This window comes from Pseudomonas sp. PICF6 (genome assembly GCF_009831705.1).
In the GTDB taxonomy this organism is placed as follows: Bacteria; Pseudomonadota; Gammaproteobacteria; order Pseudomonadales; family Pseudomonadaceae; genus Aquipseudomonas; species Aquipseudomonas rhizophila.
In genome coordinates, this window is the sequence record NZ_WUUD01000010.1 from 1 (window position 1) to 13,148 (window position 13,148).

The 13,148-nt window shown below is 53.1% G+C and carries 14 protein-coding genes; 5 read left to right on the forward strand and 9 right to left on the reverse strand.

Annotation, left to right across the window (positions count from 1 at the left end; translation table 11 throughout):
- Nucleotides 1–73 precede the first annotated feature (73 nt).
- Entirely contained in the window at nt 74–490 is a 417-nt protein-coding gene (locus GSM73_RS03355) for a VOC family protein (protein WP_160891566.1), read from the reverse strand.
- A 77-nt stretch (nt 491–567) separates the two neighbouring features.
- Complete coding sequence (locus GSM73_RS03360) at nt 568–1,545, reverse strand: hypothetical protein (RefSeq protein ID WP_160891568.1); 978 nt, start codon at nt 1,543–1,545, stop codon at nt 568–570.
- Nucleotides 1,546–1,733: 188 nt separating this feature from the next.
- Here GSM73_RS03360 and GSM73_RS03365 point away from each other — a divergent pair, with 188 nt between their 5' ends.
- Together GSM73_RS03365 and GSM73_RS03370 are read left to right on the forward strand one after the other, a co-directional pair.
- Nucleotides 1,734–2,279, forward strand: coding sequence for a DUF4256 domain-containing protein (locus GSM73_RS03365; protein WP_160891570.1), 546 nt, complete (start codon nt 1,734–1,736; stop codon nt 2,277–2,279).
- Nucleotides 2,280–2,495: 216 nt separating this feature from the next.
- Nucleotides 2,496–3,095, forward strand: coding sequence for a hypothetical protein (locus GSM73_RS03370; protein ID WP_160891572.1), 600 nt, complete (start codon nt 2,496–2,498; stop codon nt 3,093–3,095).
- A gap of 60 nt (nt 3,096–3,155) precedes the next feature.
- Here GSM73_RS03370 and GSM73_RS03375 read toward each other — a convergent pair whose 3' ends face one another.
- Together GSM73_RS03375 and GSM73_RS03380 are read right to left on the reverse strand one after the other, a co-directional pair.
- Nucleotides 3,156–4,664 (reverse strand): hypothetical protein, encoded by a 1,509-nt coding sequence (locus GSM73_RS03375; RefSeq protein ID WP_160891618.1) that lies wholly within the window; start codon nt 4,662–4,664, stop codon nt 3,156–3,158.
- Nucleotides 4,665–4,799: 135 nt separating this feature from the next.
- Nucleotides 4,800–5,198: a DUF488 domain-containing protein gene (locus tag GSM73_RS03380; RefSeq protein ID WP_076386252.1), complete on the reverse strand. Its 399-nt coding sequence runs from the start codon at nt 5,196–5,198 to the stop codon at nt 4,800–4,802.
- A 231-nt stretch (nt 5,199–5,429) separates the two neighbouring features.
- Between GSM73_RS03380 and GSM73_RS03385 the strand changes: the two genes are divergently transcribed.
- Entirely contained in the window at nt 5,430–6,137 is a 708-nt protein-coding gene (locus GSM73_RS03385; protein ID WP_160891574.1) for a class I SAM-dependent methyltransferase, read from the forward strand.
- Nucleotides 6,138–6,178: 41 nt separating this feature from the next.
- On the opposite strand, the gene GSM73_RS03390 is transcribed toward GSM73_RS03385, so the two are convergent.
- From GSM73_RS03390 to GSM73_RS03400, 3 genes are all read right to left on the reverse strand, one after another.
- Nucleotides 6,179–6,409 (reverse strand): hypothetical protein, encoded by a 231-nt coding sequence (locus GSM73_RS03390; protein ID WP_160891576.1) that lies wholly within the window; start codon nt 6,407–6,409, stop codon nt 6,179–6,181.
- Between the two features lie 87 nt (nt 6,410–6,496).
- Nucleotides 6,497–6,751: a colicin E3-like toxin immunity protein gene (locus tag GSM73_RS03395; RefSeq protein ID WP_160891578.1), complete on the reverse strand. Its 255-nt coding sequence runs from the start codon at nt 6,749–6,751 to the stop codon at nt 6,497–6,499.
- A 7-nt stretch (nt 6,752–6,758) separates the two neighbouring features.
- Entirely contained in the window at nt 6,759–7,982 is a 1,224-nt protein-coding gene (locus tag GSM73_RS03400; protein ID WP_160891580.1) for a colicin E3/pyocin S6 family cytotoxin, read from the reverse strand.
- A 494-nt stretch (nt 7,983–8,476) separates the two neighbouring features.
- Between GSM73_RS03400 and GSM73_RS03405 the strand changes: the two genes are divergently transcribed.
- Nucleotides 8,477–8,836 (forward strand): DUF6124 family protein, encoded by a 360-nt coding sequence (locus tag GSM73_RS03405; protein ID WP_160891582.1) that lies wholly within the window; start codon nt 8,477–8,479, stop codon nt 8,834–8,836.
- A gap of 260 nt (nt 8,837–9,096) precedes the next feature.
- On the forward strand, nt 9,097–10,305 hold the full coding sequence (locus GSM73_RS03410) for an SH3 domain-containing protein (RefSeq protein WP_160891584.1): 1,209 nt from the start codon (nt 9,097–9,099) through the stop codon (nt 10,303–10,305).
- A 968-nt stretch (nt 10,306–11,273) separates the two neighbouring features.
- On the opposite strand, the gene GSM73_RS26500 is transcribed toward GSM73_RS03410, so the two are convergent.
- Entirely contained in the window at nt 11,274–12,254 is a 981-nt protein-coding gene (locus tag GSM73_RS26500; protein WP_218575595.1) for a helix-turn-helix domain-containing protein, read from the reverse strand.
- A gap of 49 nt (nt 12,255–12,303) precedes the next feature.
- Nucleotides 12,304–13,098: a hypothetical protein gene (locus tag GSM73_RS26505; protein ID WP_218575596.1), complete on the reverse strand. Its 795-nt coding sequence runs from the start codon at nt 13,096–13,098 to the stop codon at nt 12,304–12,306.
- Nucleotides 13,099–13,148: the final 50 nt, after the last annotated feature.

A 13,148-nucleotide genomic window follows, 5' to 3' on the forward strand; every position in this document is an offset into this window, starting at 1 on the left:
CCCCTGTGGGAGCGAGCCTGCTCGCGATGACGGCGGCACATTCAACATCACTGGCCCAGACAGACCAAGAAGCTCAGGTCTCCAGCGCGGGCCCCTTCAGCTCAATCTGATTGCCATCCGGATCGAAGCAGTAGATCGACCAGCCTTTCCCCTCCGCGCCATAGCGCATCTGCGCTTTCTCAACACTCAGGCCGGCTGAGGCCAAATGAGCGATGAGGGCTTGTTCATCAAACGGTTCGATGCGCAGGCAGAGGTGGTCGACGTTGTGCCCTTGCTTGCCAGCCGCCGGCCCACCCTCGCGCCCCAGCGGCCCGTCGACAGCCACCAGATCAATCATCGAAACACCGGTGCTGAGGTGGAGCATTCCAAGATCGTCCCGGCGCTTCTTGAGCTCGCAACCGAGCACGGACGTATAGAAAGCGAGGCTGCGCTCGATGTCTTTTACGCGCAGGACGATGTGGTCGATGTGTTGGATCGTGAAGTTCCTCATGCGGGCCTCCTGTTCAGTGCTAGCCGCTAACGGGTTACTTCACCTTAGCTACCCATGCAGGAATGTCGTCGTAAAAGTCAGCTCTGCTGTGCCTGATTAACATCCTCTTGCGCACCGGATGATGCCTGGGTCCCATGACTTAAAAAAATTTTGTTTGCCCTTTGGGACCAACTCAGGAAAACCTCCTCGATACGATTGCACTCCGGCTCATCCAGATACATATGAAAAATCCCATGGGCCAGATACTCGGTGACGCCAATGAGTTTTTCAGTTTCTGTGTAGGTGGCGTTTTTTACGCAAGGAGGGTACTTGATCGTCGATTTTGCGCCGGAGCCGGGCGCCGTTCGTTGACTTTCGATATTCCAGCCTGTCTTCAAATCAGCCAATAACACTTTGATCGAGGCGCAGAATTCGGATGTCAGCAGGGCGAGAACTGCATCCCTATGCTCAAAGGGGGAAATTTTTTCCAGTTGCTCTACAAATGCTTCCAGTTGCCGAAGCTGTACGCGAATGTCGGCAGCCTTGAAACCCAGTGACCGCCATTGTTTGCCGCCTGTTATTTTCAGGTCGGGCTCGCCCTTGCGCGGGCCGATATCCTTGGCTGACAGACTCTTGTCATAGGCATTCTCACGCACGTAGCTGAAGCTCATGAACGCGCGAAGCACGATCTGGTAGATCGCCCTGGTGGTTTCTATCTTCTCTTCGTTGACTCTTTGGGCTTCACGTCTGTGATCTTCTGCTCGTTCCCGTCTGCTTCTTTCCTGGGCATTTCGGCCTTCATGCCGGGATACGAGTATTGCCACGATGATTGCGTAGATGCTGCCGATGCCTTGAAGCCACGCGGGAAGATCCTTGCTGCCCCAAATCAGTACCGCAGACATGATTATGATGAAGGACGTGGCAATGGTGCCATACATGAACAACTGAGAGTCTTGATTCGATTTTTGATGGGCTTTACTCAAGGTCTTCGTGATGCCCAGGACAAGCAAGCAGGATAAAACGATGATGAAAAACGTAGCACGTTGCCCGATGGCGTCGGCGGTGAGGAGGGTCATGAGCTGATCTTCGTTGTGACGCTCAGAGGGGCGGGCGTTCCAGGCATCTTCGGGCTTCCTTGGGGTTGATGGCTCAATGCTATCTTTTTGGTCTTCCTTCGGACAAGTAGCCGCGACCGGATTAATTCGCAGTGGTATCAGGCCGGCTATGCTGGAAAGTCGGCACGCCAGCACTAGAGGTAATGACCATGAGAAAACAAGAGCAAGAAACGCTGGTCCACACACTCAAAACCCGCTTCGACCAACACCCCCACCGCCACTCAAACATCCCCTGGGCCGACGTCCAAATCCGGCTCGAAGCCAACCCCAACGCCCTGAAATCCCTTCAGGCAATGGAAACCACCGGCGGCGAACCCGACGTCATCGACCAGAACAAAGAGACCGGTCTCATCACCTTCTGCGATTGCGCCAAAGAAAGCCCAACCGGCCGCCGAAGCCTCTGCTACGACCGCGCCGCCCTGGACGCACGCAAGGAAAACAAACCCAAAGGCAGTGCGGTAGAAGTGGCCGAAGAAATGGGCATCGCCTTGCTGACTGAAGACCAGTACCGAGCCTTGCAGCAGCTTGGCGAGTTTGATGCCAAAACGTCCAGTTGGCTGGCAACCCCCCCTGAACTTCGCGCCCTCGGCGGGGCGCTGTTCGGTGACTATCGTTATGAACGGGTGTTCGTTTATCACAATGGTGTGCAGTCGTATTACGCGGCGCGAGGGTTTCGCGGCGTGCTGTGCATTTAAGCAAACCTGTGGCGAGGGAGCTTGCTCCCTCGCCACAGGTTTTCACCAGATGGTTTACGCCATAGGCGTCGCTGTGTTTTTATACGGGCAGGCACAAGTAGCCTCCCTGCTGCGATGGGAAATACGAAAAATCTAAGTGAACTTACCCACTTATTTAGCCACTGCAAGCAGCATGCTAGTCGAAGTACGTCTTCGATTTGGCTAAAGGAGTGAGCTATGTCCCGTTCAAGTGCTGCTGAGTGTATCGACGACCTCAAAGAGTTGGCCCGCGTGTCTGTCATTGGTGAATACACGTATTGCCAGCGATTGACCCACATCAGCAAAGAGTTCGGTTTCAATAATTTCCATCACTTGCGTAAGGTCGTTGACCGTCTCCCCGAAGACCTGATCGGCAATATCTCCACCACGCTGATGCGCCGGTATTGCGAGGTGGCTCAGCCCAAGCCAAACGTCGCTTACTATGAGTTCCTCTCGGTCAACAACGACACCCGGCTAAGGTTCTATAGCCAATGGGCCGGCTGGGACAAATTTGGGCAGGAAGTCAGGGTGCCCAGGTCGTTGCATGGCGAGTCGGCTCCCCGTCTGCGCAAGTCGCTTGATAAAACCGTCTTTATCGTAGAAACGGACCGTCAGTTAATCGCATGGCGCCATCGCTGGCACGGGCTGTGTTACATCTCCGCTGAGCTCTGCAAAGAGCACATGAAAGAAGCGTTTGAGCGAAAAAAGGCTGTGGTGAAAGGCCCCCGCAATGAGGAGTTTCCCCTGCTGGAGGACTTTAGCGATAACTATGCAACGTGGTATCCAGTTATAGAATAACCTCAACTGGAAAGGGCTCTCAGGAGCCCTTTCTTGTTCCCCGCACGCAGCAAAGCCGCCTCACTCAAAGACCAAAACCTCACACCCCTTAGCCTCAACCATCTGCGCAAACCCCGGCAACCGCGCCACAAACTCCGCCTCAAACGCCAGATACCGATCCTGCGCCGCCAAGTACCGAATCTCCGGCTTGACCCGCGCAATATCCTTGGACGACAGCTTCACCACCTCATGGCTGCGCTGATTCCAAAACCAGGCCAAGGTCTGCGTGCCAAACGTATTCGTCCGGTAATTCCACACCCACCAATCCCCATGCCCCCGGGCAACATGCAGCTGCCCATGAAACCTGCGCAACGTGATGACCTGCTTGGGCTGTGTAACAAGCAGGCGGGTGTCCTGGCGCACCTCACTGCCAAAGCCATCCAACAGCGCTTTCGTCGTAGCGCCGGTCACGAAGTTGAAGCGCCACGCCAGCAGCACCGTCTCCTGATAGCCCGAGTGCTCAAGATTCTGCCGCTCGCCTTCGCTGAACAGCAGGACCTCGTCACCGCCCAGGTACGCGGTCGCCGCCCGCAGTTTATAGGCGTCAGCGGGCATCGGCTTGGCGGCAATGGCCTGGTGCGGCGGGTCTTGATTCCAGACCCAGCAGCGCGGGCCGTTGTGCTGCATGAACAGCAAGCGGCGCGGGCCGATGGGCAGGATCGTCAGTTCATCCGCGTACTCGAAAATGACCTCGCTGGAGTCCGCCGTGATCCGCCAGATCCGCGTCAAATGCTCGGGTTCGTAAATACGCTGACGTTCGAATATCTCTGAATCGACCACGACACAGGGATCTTCAAACTCCGACCATTGCATCCCGACAGGTCCGAAACCCTGGATGTCATCGCCCTCGCGAATCTCATATTGGTAGCGGTCATCCGAGCTGTAAGCGCCGCTTTTCACCCGGCGCTTCCACAGGCTGCGCTGGGTGTTGGCATCGATGAGCTGCAAGTCTGCGCCGTCCACCCCATCGGTGCGGTGTTCGAGCATGTCCTGCTCAGCGGGCGGCCATGGGTTGTAATCGATCAGAAAACACAGCCACTGGTCTTCGTCCTGCTCGGTGATGGCGGCCCAGCCGTTGCGGTAGTTGTAGTCATGCACGTAAGTGGGGCCGGGATAGTCGTGGACGTCCTGTAGCCAGTTCAGCTTGCTGCGCTTGGGCTTGCTGGATTTACGGTCGGGGGCGGCAGGCTTTTGCGGTTCGATCAGCCTTGGCGTGAACCTCGGTTCTGCGCTTTGGCCTTGCCAGTGTTGTGCAAAGGCCCCGCGTTGATCGGCCGGGACAATCACCGGTCGGTAATCATCACCGCCGGCGTCCAGGTTCCACAGGTCAAAGCCGTGACGCGCCAGCACAGGTGCCAACGCCTCGAAACAGACCTCGGCCATTTCGTTGGAAAGCTCATCCAACAGCGTCTCGAATTCCGGCCCGGAAAACACACCGATGTCGGGATAGTAATGCTGCAGCAGCCCAAGCAACTCAGCGCCGGGTGTTTTCCAATCGATATGAACCAAGGGATCAAAACGGGATTGCATCACGCCAGCCTTCCTTGTGAACTCGCCTGCGCGCCATCTTAGCCGTACACCGCCTGAAAAGAATAACTACCACCGTGGCGAGGGAGCTTGCTCCCGCTGGGCTGCGCAGCGGCCCCAAAACCATCCTGCCGCCCATCAGAACTCCCCACCCAAATAACAAACCGGCGAACTCCCCTCCGCCCGCTTCTCCACCTCATCCTCCAACCATTCAGCCAACACCACGGCATTGTTCTCGACCGTGGACTTGGCGGCATATACCAGAGTGAGATTGCCGCCCCGCGCAACATCCACCAACCGCCACCAACCCTCCGGCCGCGCAGCCAACTCCTTGCGATAGGCCAACTTGAACTGCTCGAACGAAACCGCCCCCGCTTTGAACGCCTTGCGCAGCTCATGAGAAGGCGCCACCTCCGGCAACCACTGCGCGATGGGGAGTTCGTCCTTGCGACAATTACGCGGCCATAGACGGTCCACCAGAACCCGTACGCCGTCCTCGGTGCTGGCTGCTTCGTAGGCTCGTTTGCAGTGGATCATGGGGCCTGCCTGTGGGAGAGGGGACAGCGTCAGAATAGGCCGAGGTCAGTGATCGGGTTGAGTCTCCCCTCGCAACCTGCTGAGATAATCCTAATATCAATGCTCGACTGGGGTCCTGGGAAGTGCTGATCCACAGCATGGCGGCCGCAAAGGTGTGGGGCTTGACAGGTCTGGGATACTGAAAGCAGTACCGCGGTTACGCGATGCGTCTATCACGACACAAGGTGCCCTATGCGCAGTGAAGACCTCAAGATATTGTTCGACCAGCAAGCTGTCAGCTACGACAAGCAATGGGAAAGGATGGCGCCGATTCGCGCCGCCCTCTATTTGCTGCTCGAATCTCAGTTCGCCGGCCTGCCGGAAAATGCCCGGATACTCTGCGTCGGCGTTGGCACGGGGGCGGAACTTGCCCATCTGGCGGAGCGCTTCCCCGGCTGGCATTTCACTGCGGTCGACCCTTCGGGCGCTATGCTTGATGTCTGTCGTCAGAGGGCCGTTCAGCACGGCTTTCTCGCGCGCTGCCATTTTCACGAAGGCTACCTGGATACGCTCGTCGCCGAGGCCAGCTACGACGCGGCGACCTGCTTGCTGGTCTCCCAATTCTTGTTGGAAGAAGATGCCCGCACCAGGTTCTTTCGCGAAATAGCCCAGCACCTTAAACCCCACGGAATATTGGCGAACGCCGACCTTGCCTCTGATACCGAATCGCCTGCCTATGAGGTGCTGTTACGCAGTTGGATGACATTGATGTCCTCCGATGGTCTTCAGCCAGAAGTGCTGGAGCGAGCGCGTATTGCTTACGCCAGAGATGTTGCGATCCTGCCTGCGCAACAGGTCGCGAGCCTTATCAAGGCCGCCGGGTTTGACACCCCTGTACAGTTCTTTCAGGCGGGATTGATGCACGGATGGGTCTGTACGCGGCAGGCAGATGTGGAGTGAGTTAGAAGTGTTGGGCGAAGCCGCCAGAGTACTCCTTGGCTTTATTCAAGACAGACGATTTGAATGATGCGGTTGTCGCCATGAATTGTTGTATGCGTCCACTCTTCTATCGTCTTTATCTGCTGTGGCGACAGGTCGTAGACGAAGCAAAAATCTTCAGGTTTGGTCCAGTCCATAAGCGCGGCCAACTGGTCCATATATGCGCTTGGGACTTCTACGGTCTGAATTAACTCTTCAGTGGTCATGTCGAAAATTTCAACCATGGGCTTCATTTTTCTACTTTCCTTGTCGGATCGGCAGGACGCTCTACGCCGCCGTCACGTACAAACGTTTTGGATGGGTAAGGGATTAGTTGTTTTTTACCAATTGGTTCGGTATCGAAATGCGATTTGATAGTCGAATTTTTCTGGTTCGATCGGATGGTCAAAGAAGGGCTGGATGATCGGTATCCATCCGGCGCGCACATCAAAGCCGCCGTCATATATTTCTGGTTCGCTTTCCAGAGCCAACGCGGTGATTACCGACAAGTCATCCCCCAGGTCGTTCGAATATTCTTCGCCTCCACCCAGCTCGGTTTTCTTGTCGTACCAATCCAGCCTTAGTTTTAAGCCCATCGAGTCCTCACAAATACTTTTTAATGTTGCGGTTTTTTCTAGCCTGACCTACTTGCGCGCCCGTCTCGTGATCGAACGCGCCTAAATGACTGCCATCGCTTGCACGATATGCCTCTAGCTCACCATGTCTGGAGTCCCATTCGTAAATGGTCCTTCCTTTAGGATCAACCCATCGCTCTCTAAGTCCAGCCCCTGCTTGTTTTGGTGTTTTCTTTTTTGCCGATTTTAGATCTGGAAAACCGGTGATTTCTCTGGTTTCTGGTGCTGGATGGTAGTCATAGTCGGCATTGCCGCTTCGCCTGACAGAGGCGACTACATAAACCGGCCGAACCCCCGAATCCGCCGGAAATACCAGAATGAAATCCCTGTACTCCGGCGGATAAATCGGGTCGACAATGATGCTGTCGGCCATCGGCGTCGGTGGGTAGATCCAGATGGGAGGTGCCTGGGGCGCCGCTTCCAGAGCGGGAATGCCAAGGGTGTCGGACGGGTTGGTAGCCGGCGTCCAGATCAATTCGATGCCATCACCCAAGTCGGCAATGAACTGGTCGGCTCGTGGGGTGAACTGGACAACGTCGACCATTTCCCAATCGCGGTTCTGACCGGTGTAGAAGCCGTAACCCTTGAGGCTGCCATCGGCCTGCTGCTCGACGCTCAAGCGCATGCGGCTGCGAGCCTGTTTGAGGTTGCGTAACTGATCTTCGCTGTAGAGCGCGCTGTCACCCAGATTGGACGGCCACAGCAGGGCGATGATGCCGGTCAGCAGCGCTGCGCCGACGGTGCCGCCGGCAGCTGCAGCCGTGGAAGTTGCCGAACCGCCCAGCGCGAGCCTGCCCAAGGTAACGGGAACCGTGCCTGCGCCAATCCGCTTGAGGGGGATCGTGCCGGATGGGTCGGCGCTCCGGCCGCCGAGCCATATGAGATCGCCGTATTGCTTGACCAGATCTGCCGGCACGTAGCCGTTGGGGTCGCTGTAATCGATGATGCCGTTGGGGAGCTTGCAGCCCTTGGCAAACACGCATCCTGTAGCGGTGGACAAAGGCTTGTTATCCACCGCGGCCCAGCGCGCTTGTTCATAGGCGGCTTGCCGGGCAAGCATGGCTTCGTAAGCCTGCTGCCGGGTTTCGCGCTCGGTCAGTTCGCTGGCGGTCATGTCCCGATAAGTGACGTGATGCCCATCGCCGCTGGGCGGGTTTCGGACCTGGGGGATGTCGTTTTTGCGTGCCGCCACGTAGTGAGTCTCGTCCGGAAAAAATGCAGGACAGACGCTAACGCGGGAAGAGAGGGAAGTGATGTAGGAGGTTTCTTGAAGTCGTTGTTCTGGTTTCCTCAATACAGGTAGGGCTGACCATTTGAGGTTCGGACCAATCTGAAGCGTCAGATCAGGCTGTCAGACATTGGGCGCCCGCAACTCGCCAGCCGACCTCGCCTTGCGCCTTTGCCTACAACTACGCCAGAATCCGCCGGCTTGTTAGCCTTGGGTTGCGTCGGTAGTTTGAGTCCTGTCACTGCTCATCAGTGATCGGGTTTAGCAGCTCGCGGTGAAACAGGTTGTGTAAGGCGTCATCCAGTCAGGAATCTCCATCCTGCACTTGATGGTGGCTGTGCGCAGGGCGTCCCCGGACGCGCCGGTTTCTTGTTTCCCCGGTCTGCTAACCTGCGTACAGCTGCCTCCCATCGTTTAGCAGCGAGAGGGTGATGGCTCCAACTACAGGAAGCAAGACGATGGCAAAAGTGACTCCGAATCCCCCAGCGGCAGACGAACCTACGTCCCGCGCCCAGTCCGCCCGCAACAAGAAAATCGACGACGCTGCCACGCGAGCGTTGGATTTTTATCTGAAGCCCAAGCCTGAGAAAGAAACGTCTGACAAGTCTGACTCCATTTTACGGATTGATCCGGGTGTGGATTCTGAGTGTTTGCTGGCGAATCTGAGTGAGAACTTGGCTTCGGCGAATGCCATGATCAGTGATTTGGCGTTTGATCTGGATGGGTCACGGCGGCGGGTTGCGTTGGGGATTTTGCAGGTGATTGAGGTGAGTGAATTGTTGGCGAATCGGGCTTTGGATACTGTTGAGGTGAGGTAGGGCAACAGTGCTGCGTGCGGCCCGGATGAAAAAAAGGTCTTGCCTAGCAAGACCTTTTTTTTGCCCGAGGGAGACTGGAGTATTCCATATAAGTCGTGGCCTGCAGCTCGATTTTACATCAAGGGATACAAGGAGGGATACAGGCTGCCGGTTGCTAACCTGTCTCCTTCATCATCTAGCCCTCGAATATACTACAACGAGAAATTTCTTTGAGTGTTGGCTCCCGTGAGCCAGGTCATACACCTAGCTTGGAGCCTACAATGAAAAATGATGATGCTAGCGATGAACGCTCGCTTGAAGACGAGCAAAAAGCTAGGCGCCTTTTCGACATCGTGAATGCGGAGTCTCCTGCAGCCAACCAGGGGAGGAATACATCACGCGGTACTAACGCAATGCTGACCAACATTGACAAAATTACGGGATCTGCAAATTCGGTGAAGTCAATGCTGCCCACCATAGACAAGCTGACGACCCCATTAGCCGCGACATTGGCAAGATTTACGCAGCTAGATCGACTACTGCGGCCGTCAGAAAGCACTATGGCGCTGTTGGCTAATATCGAGCAGTACGCGCTTCCTTCAGAAAGCACTAGAGCAATGCTGGCCAATATCGAGCAGATTGCGCGGCCGTCAGAAAGCACTATGGCACTGCTGGCCAGTATCGAGCAGTACGCACGCCCGTCAGAAAGCGTCAAGTCCATGTTGGCTAACATCGAGCAATACGCTCGGCCTTCGGAAAGCACCAGGGTGATGCTGGCAAGTATTGAACAGTTCGCAAGAACGTCAGAAAGCACCAAAGCAATGCTGGCGAGCATCGAAAACTTGCTTGAACCCCGAAGCTTTAGAAAGTCTGTGTTGAGAAGTGTTGAATCACTCCAGCAATTTCCAGTGTTTGATTTTTTATCTTCGGCTGATCCTAAAGTAATTGCCTCTTTAGTGGATGTGTCGAGCGGCTCTGATTTAAATGTATTAAATGAGGGTAAAGCATCTCAGGAAGTCAAGTCCGCTACTATTGCGGATGTAGAGTTGTTACGCGCACTTCAAACCGCTAAAGAGGATACAAAACTCTCACTTCCGGCCCTTGGATTGCTTTTGCTATTGTTGCACTCCATACATTCGATGTATGTCATGGTTGCTCAGTGGCATGACTTTAGAGAAAGTGTTTGCGATATTCAGGAGCGTCTCCATGGAGTCGCATCATTATCTCAGGCTCGGAAAACTGTTCGCTCGTTGCTCTGTGAAAGTCCTCAGGAGTTGGCAAATAATTTCCGATTAGTCACCGGTGATAGGGTCAATCTTCGCGACGGTCCTAGTATGCAATCAAAGGTGATAATTGATTTACTTAAATACACGCCAGTAGAGGTTTTGGATTCCACAGATAGGACGTGGCTTCATGTTAGATATAAACATGGTGGTGTTAGGCTTGAAGGTTGGATAACCCGCTCATATGTTTCTCCCATGTCTAAGTAAGTAATACAGAAGAGAGGGCCTATGCGTATCAAAAAACACGCCGGGGTCCCTGAGGTTTTTTAATCTGTACGGGGTCGGAAACCCGCGGGATCTTGGTAGCGACAGAGATTGCAGCTTACTGAAATTTCAACGTTGAAATTGAAAGGATCCTGACGAAAAAAGGGGATCGTTACCGCAACGGTAAAGGTGAGCCATTGTGTTGTTGATAGCGAACGGTTGAACCCGGTCAACCTTGGGGATGCTGTCAACCACGTCAACCTGTCAACCGACGTAGAAAACTCAGTCGCTAACAAGATGCTGCGGGTTCTTTGCCCCGTACCCGTTCGAAATGCCCAGGTTCCCCGGCGAGCTACCAAGCGATAGGGCAAATGCACAGGTGAACACCAGTTCACCAGGTTCACCTGTTCACTAAGCTGCGCACTTTTTCGCTAACACGATCACGCGGGTTTCCGACCCCGTGTCTTAAAGAAACCTCAGGGGCCCCGGTAAAATTTGGAACTGTTCCTGACGTTCGCTGGTGGCATTGATGCTTCCGGGGAGCGGGGGAATACGCATCTTTCTGAAAAGCAGTGTTACGAACGTTACTGGTGTAACGGTTGGCGATAACTGCCTGTATTTATTGGATATTATCAGCGTAACACTGTGTTTGAACGTGAGTTTTTAGGAGTGTTACTAAGCCAACTGGTGTGACGCTTCAGAGGACTGAAGTAGACCTATAAAACAGGAAAGAAGCTCTCGTCGAACTCTCGCCTGCCCATCAGCAACGATTGGCAGTTAGGTACGAGCACTTTGCTAGGTGTCAGCAAGCTATCAGCGATAAACCCGCTGGAGTGACAGGCCGCTACCAGGCCAATAACGGACGTCGACATCCGACTGCTCTCCGCCAGAAGCAGAATCCTTTCTCCACCAACCTGGGGAACTCAACGCTGCCCTCGGCAAGCAGCTATTGAGCTATTCCGTTTCATTTATTAATCTTTTATTCGGCCGAAATAAGTAGACTCACATCTAGATGTGAGACTGCTTCTTATGCGGCCCTCACCATCTGCCTCTTTATCGACCAGTCCCATTTCTTTTAATTTGCTTGTTCTACGCCCGACCATTTGATGAGTGGTATCAATGAGTGCGGAAATTTCGCCCGCCCGCATATCTCTTTGTTCCTCATTTAGTGCGCTAATTATGTCGAGCTCTATAGGTTCCAACATGATGTCTTTGTCTAAGAGTGCGACCTCTTCTCTAAAGTCATCGGACAAGTTTGCGATGGAGCAAAGACCTTCTTGACAATCAGGGCAGCGCCATTTGAAAAATTCAAATTTTTCTCTGTTGTCCATTGAGTGGCACATGCCGCAAGTATTACATCTGATTGTTTGGTTGCTGGACAAAAATTGGTGAACTGCACGCGTATATTCAAAGCAGCGTTGTTGAAAATAATGCCTGAATGGACGACCTTCCGGATACCCCCAACTCATCCGCTCACTTTCGCAAAGCCCCAAGAAAAGCGAATATGCGATAACTTCGCGATTATCTTTGGCGCGCATTTTCTTGTAGCGCGAAACAAAAAAGTTTGATTCTAAAGATGATAGCATATCCTCCAGGCCAGGACTTACAGTAAAGTGACTAGTTGGAGGGTTTTGACCTAGATCCTTAAAGTAGTCCCCACCAACTTCTTTGGATATTATTCTTCGCTTAACATCTTTTGCTTCGTTGATTAGGCACGCGAGTAGTTGGCTTTGATTATGTCTGTCAAGCTTATTTTCAAAAGGCTCAAGGGCGTATCGATTTAAACGATCGAAATACTTGGAAATCGTATTTTCGTAATATTTTCTAGAGGCTAGACGGATCGACGCCCCAGTAATCTTTTGACCTTTAGAAATTCTATCTAAGTAAAGTAGATGTAGCAGATGACCCATTATCCTAGGTACGTTGAAAGATGCCTGAAACATCAGTCGCATGATATCTTCACGGGTTGTTTCTGAAGAAAATTCGAAATAACTCGCAAGATCAACTCTGAATATCTTCTATTATTTCAGAAAACGGAAAAGACTTGAGTACAACATCCGAATATTCATTGTATACATCGCTATCATCGAGTGTTTTGTCAAAGTCACTTAGTGATTCTGTTAGATCACCTGAAGCTTCGACCGTTGCGAGCGTAGCTTTGCCGGAAACTTTTGCAGCTTTATCTCGTTTTAGAGACGTTTCTTGCTGCTTTTTTAGTCGCAATTGATGCGTGATTTTTTGCAGAACCGGAATCTCATGAAGCTCCAGTTTTGCACTTTTTATCCGATCCCTTATAGAAGCTAAACTAGACAGTAACTCCTCGTAGTTACGGCGAACACCCGTCCACCGATCCCATAAAGAGAGCTTTTCGCACACAGCCCCGATTTCTTTCAGCATCTCCGCGATCACTTTGCCAAGCATCACCTTTCTCAGCATATGAGAGCGATAGGCTACAGGGGATATACCGTTCGACGCTAGATCATCAGGTGACATGTCGACAGTATCTAGTACGTCATACAGGGATTTCACGTCAATATAAATTGAAATTATATCTTTTCTTTCGCGCATTGCAGACTGCGCACGAGCAAATACTGTACTTTTGCCGGTGCCCTTTCGTCCCAAAAGGAAAGTTGTATTGCTGGATAACACTGACTGTAATACCGCATCCCCTGGGAGGGGGTCGACATAGAGTTGATCTACCGGTTTTGCTCCTGTTTCGTTTTCGAAATCCCGCAGTTCTGCACGTCGGTATTGGCGCAAGGACTCTGCAATTTTTGAAAATTTGTCTAATTCCATTTAATATTCCATTTGTATCAAAAAGAAATTGACACCTGAGTACGGGGGCA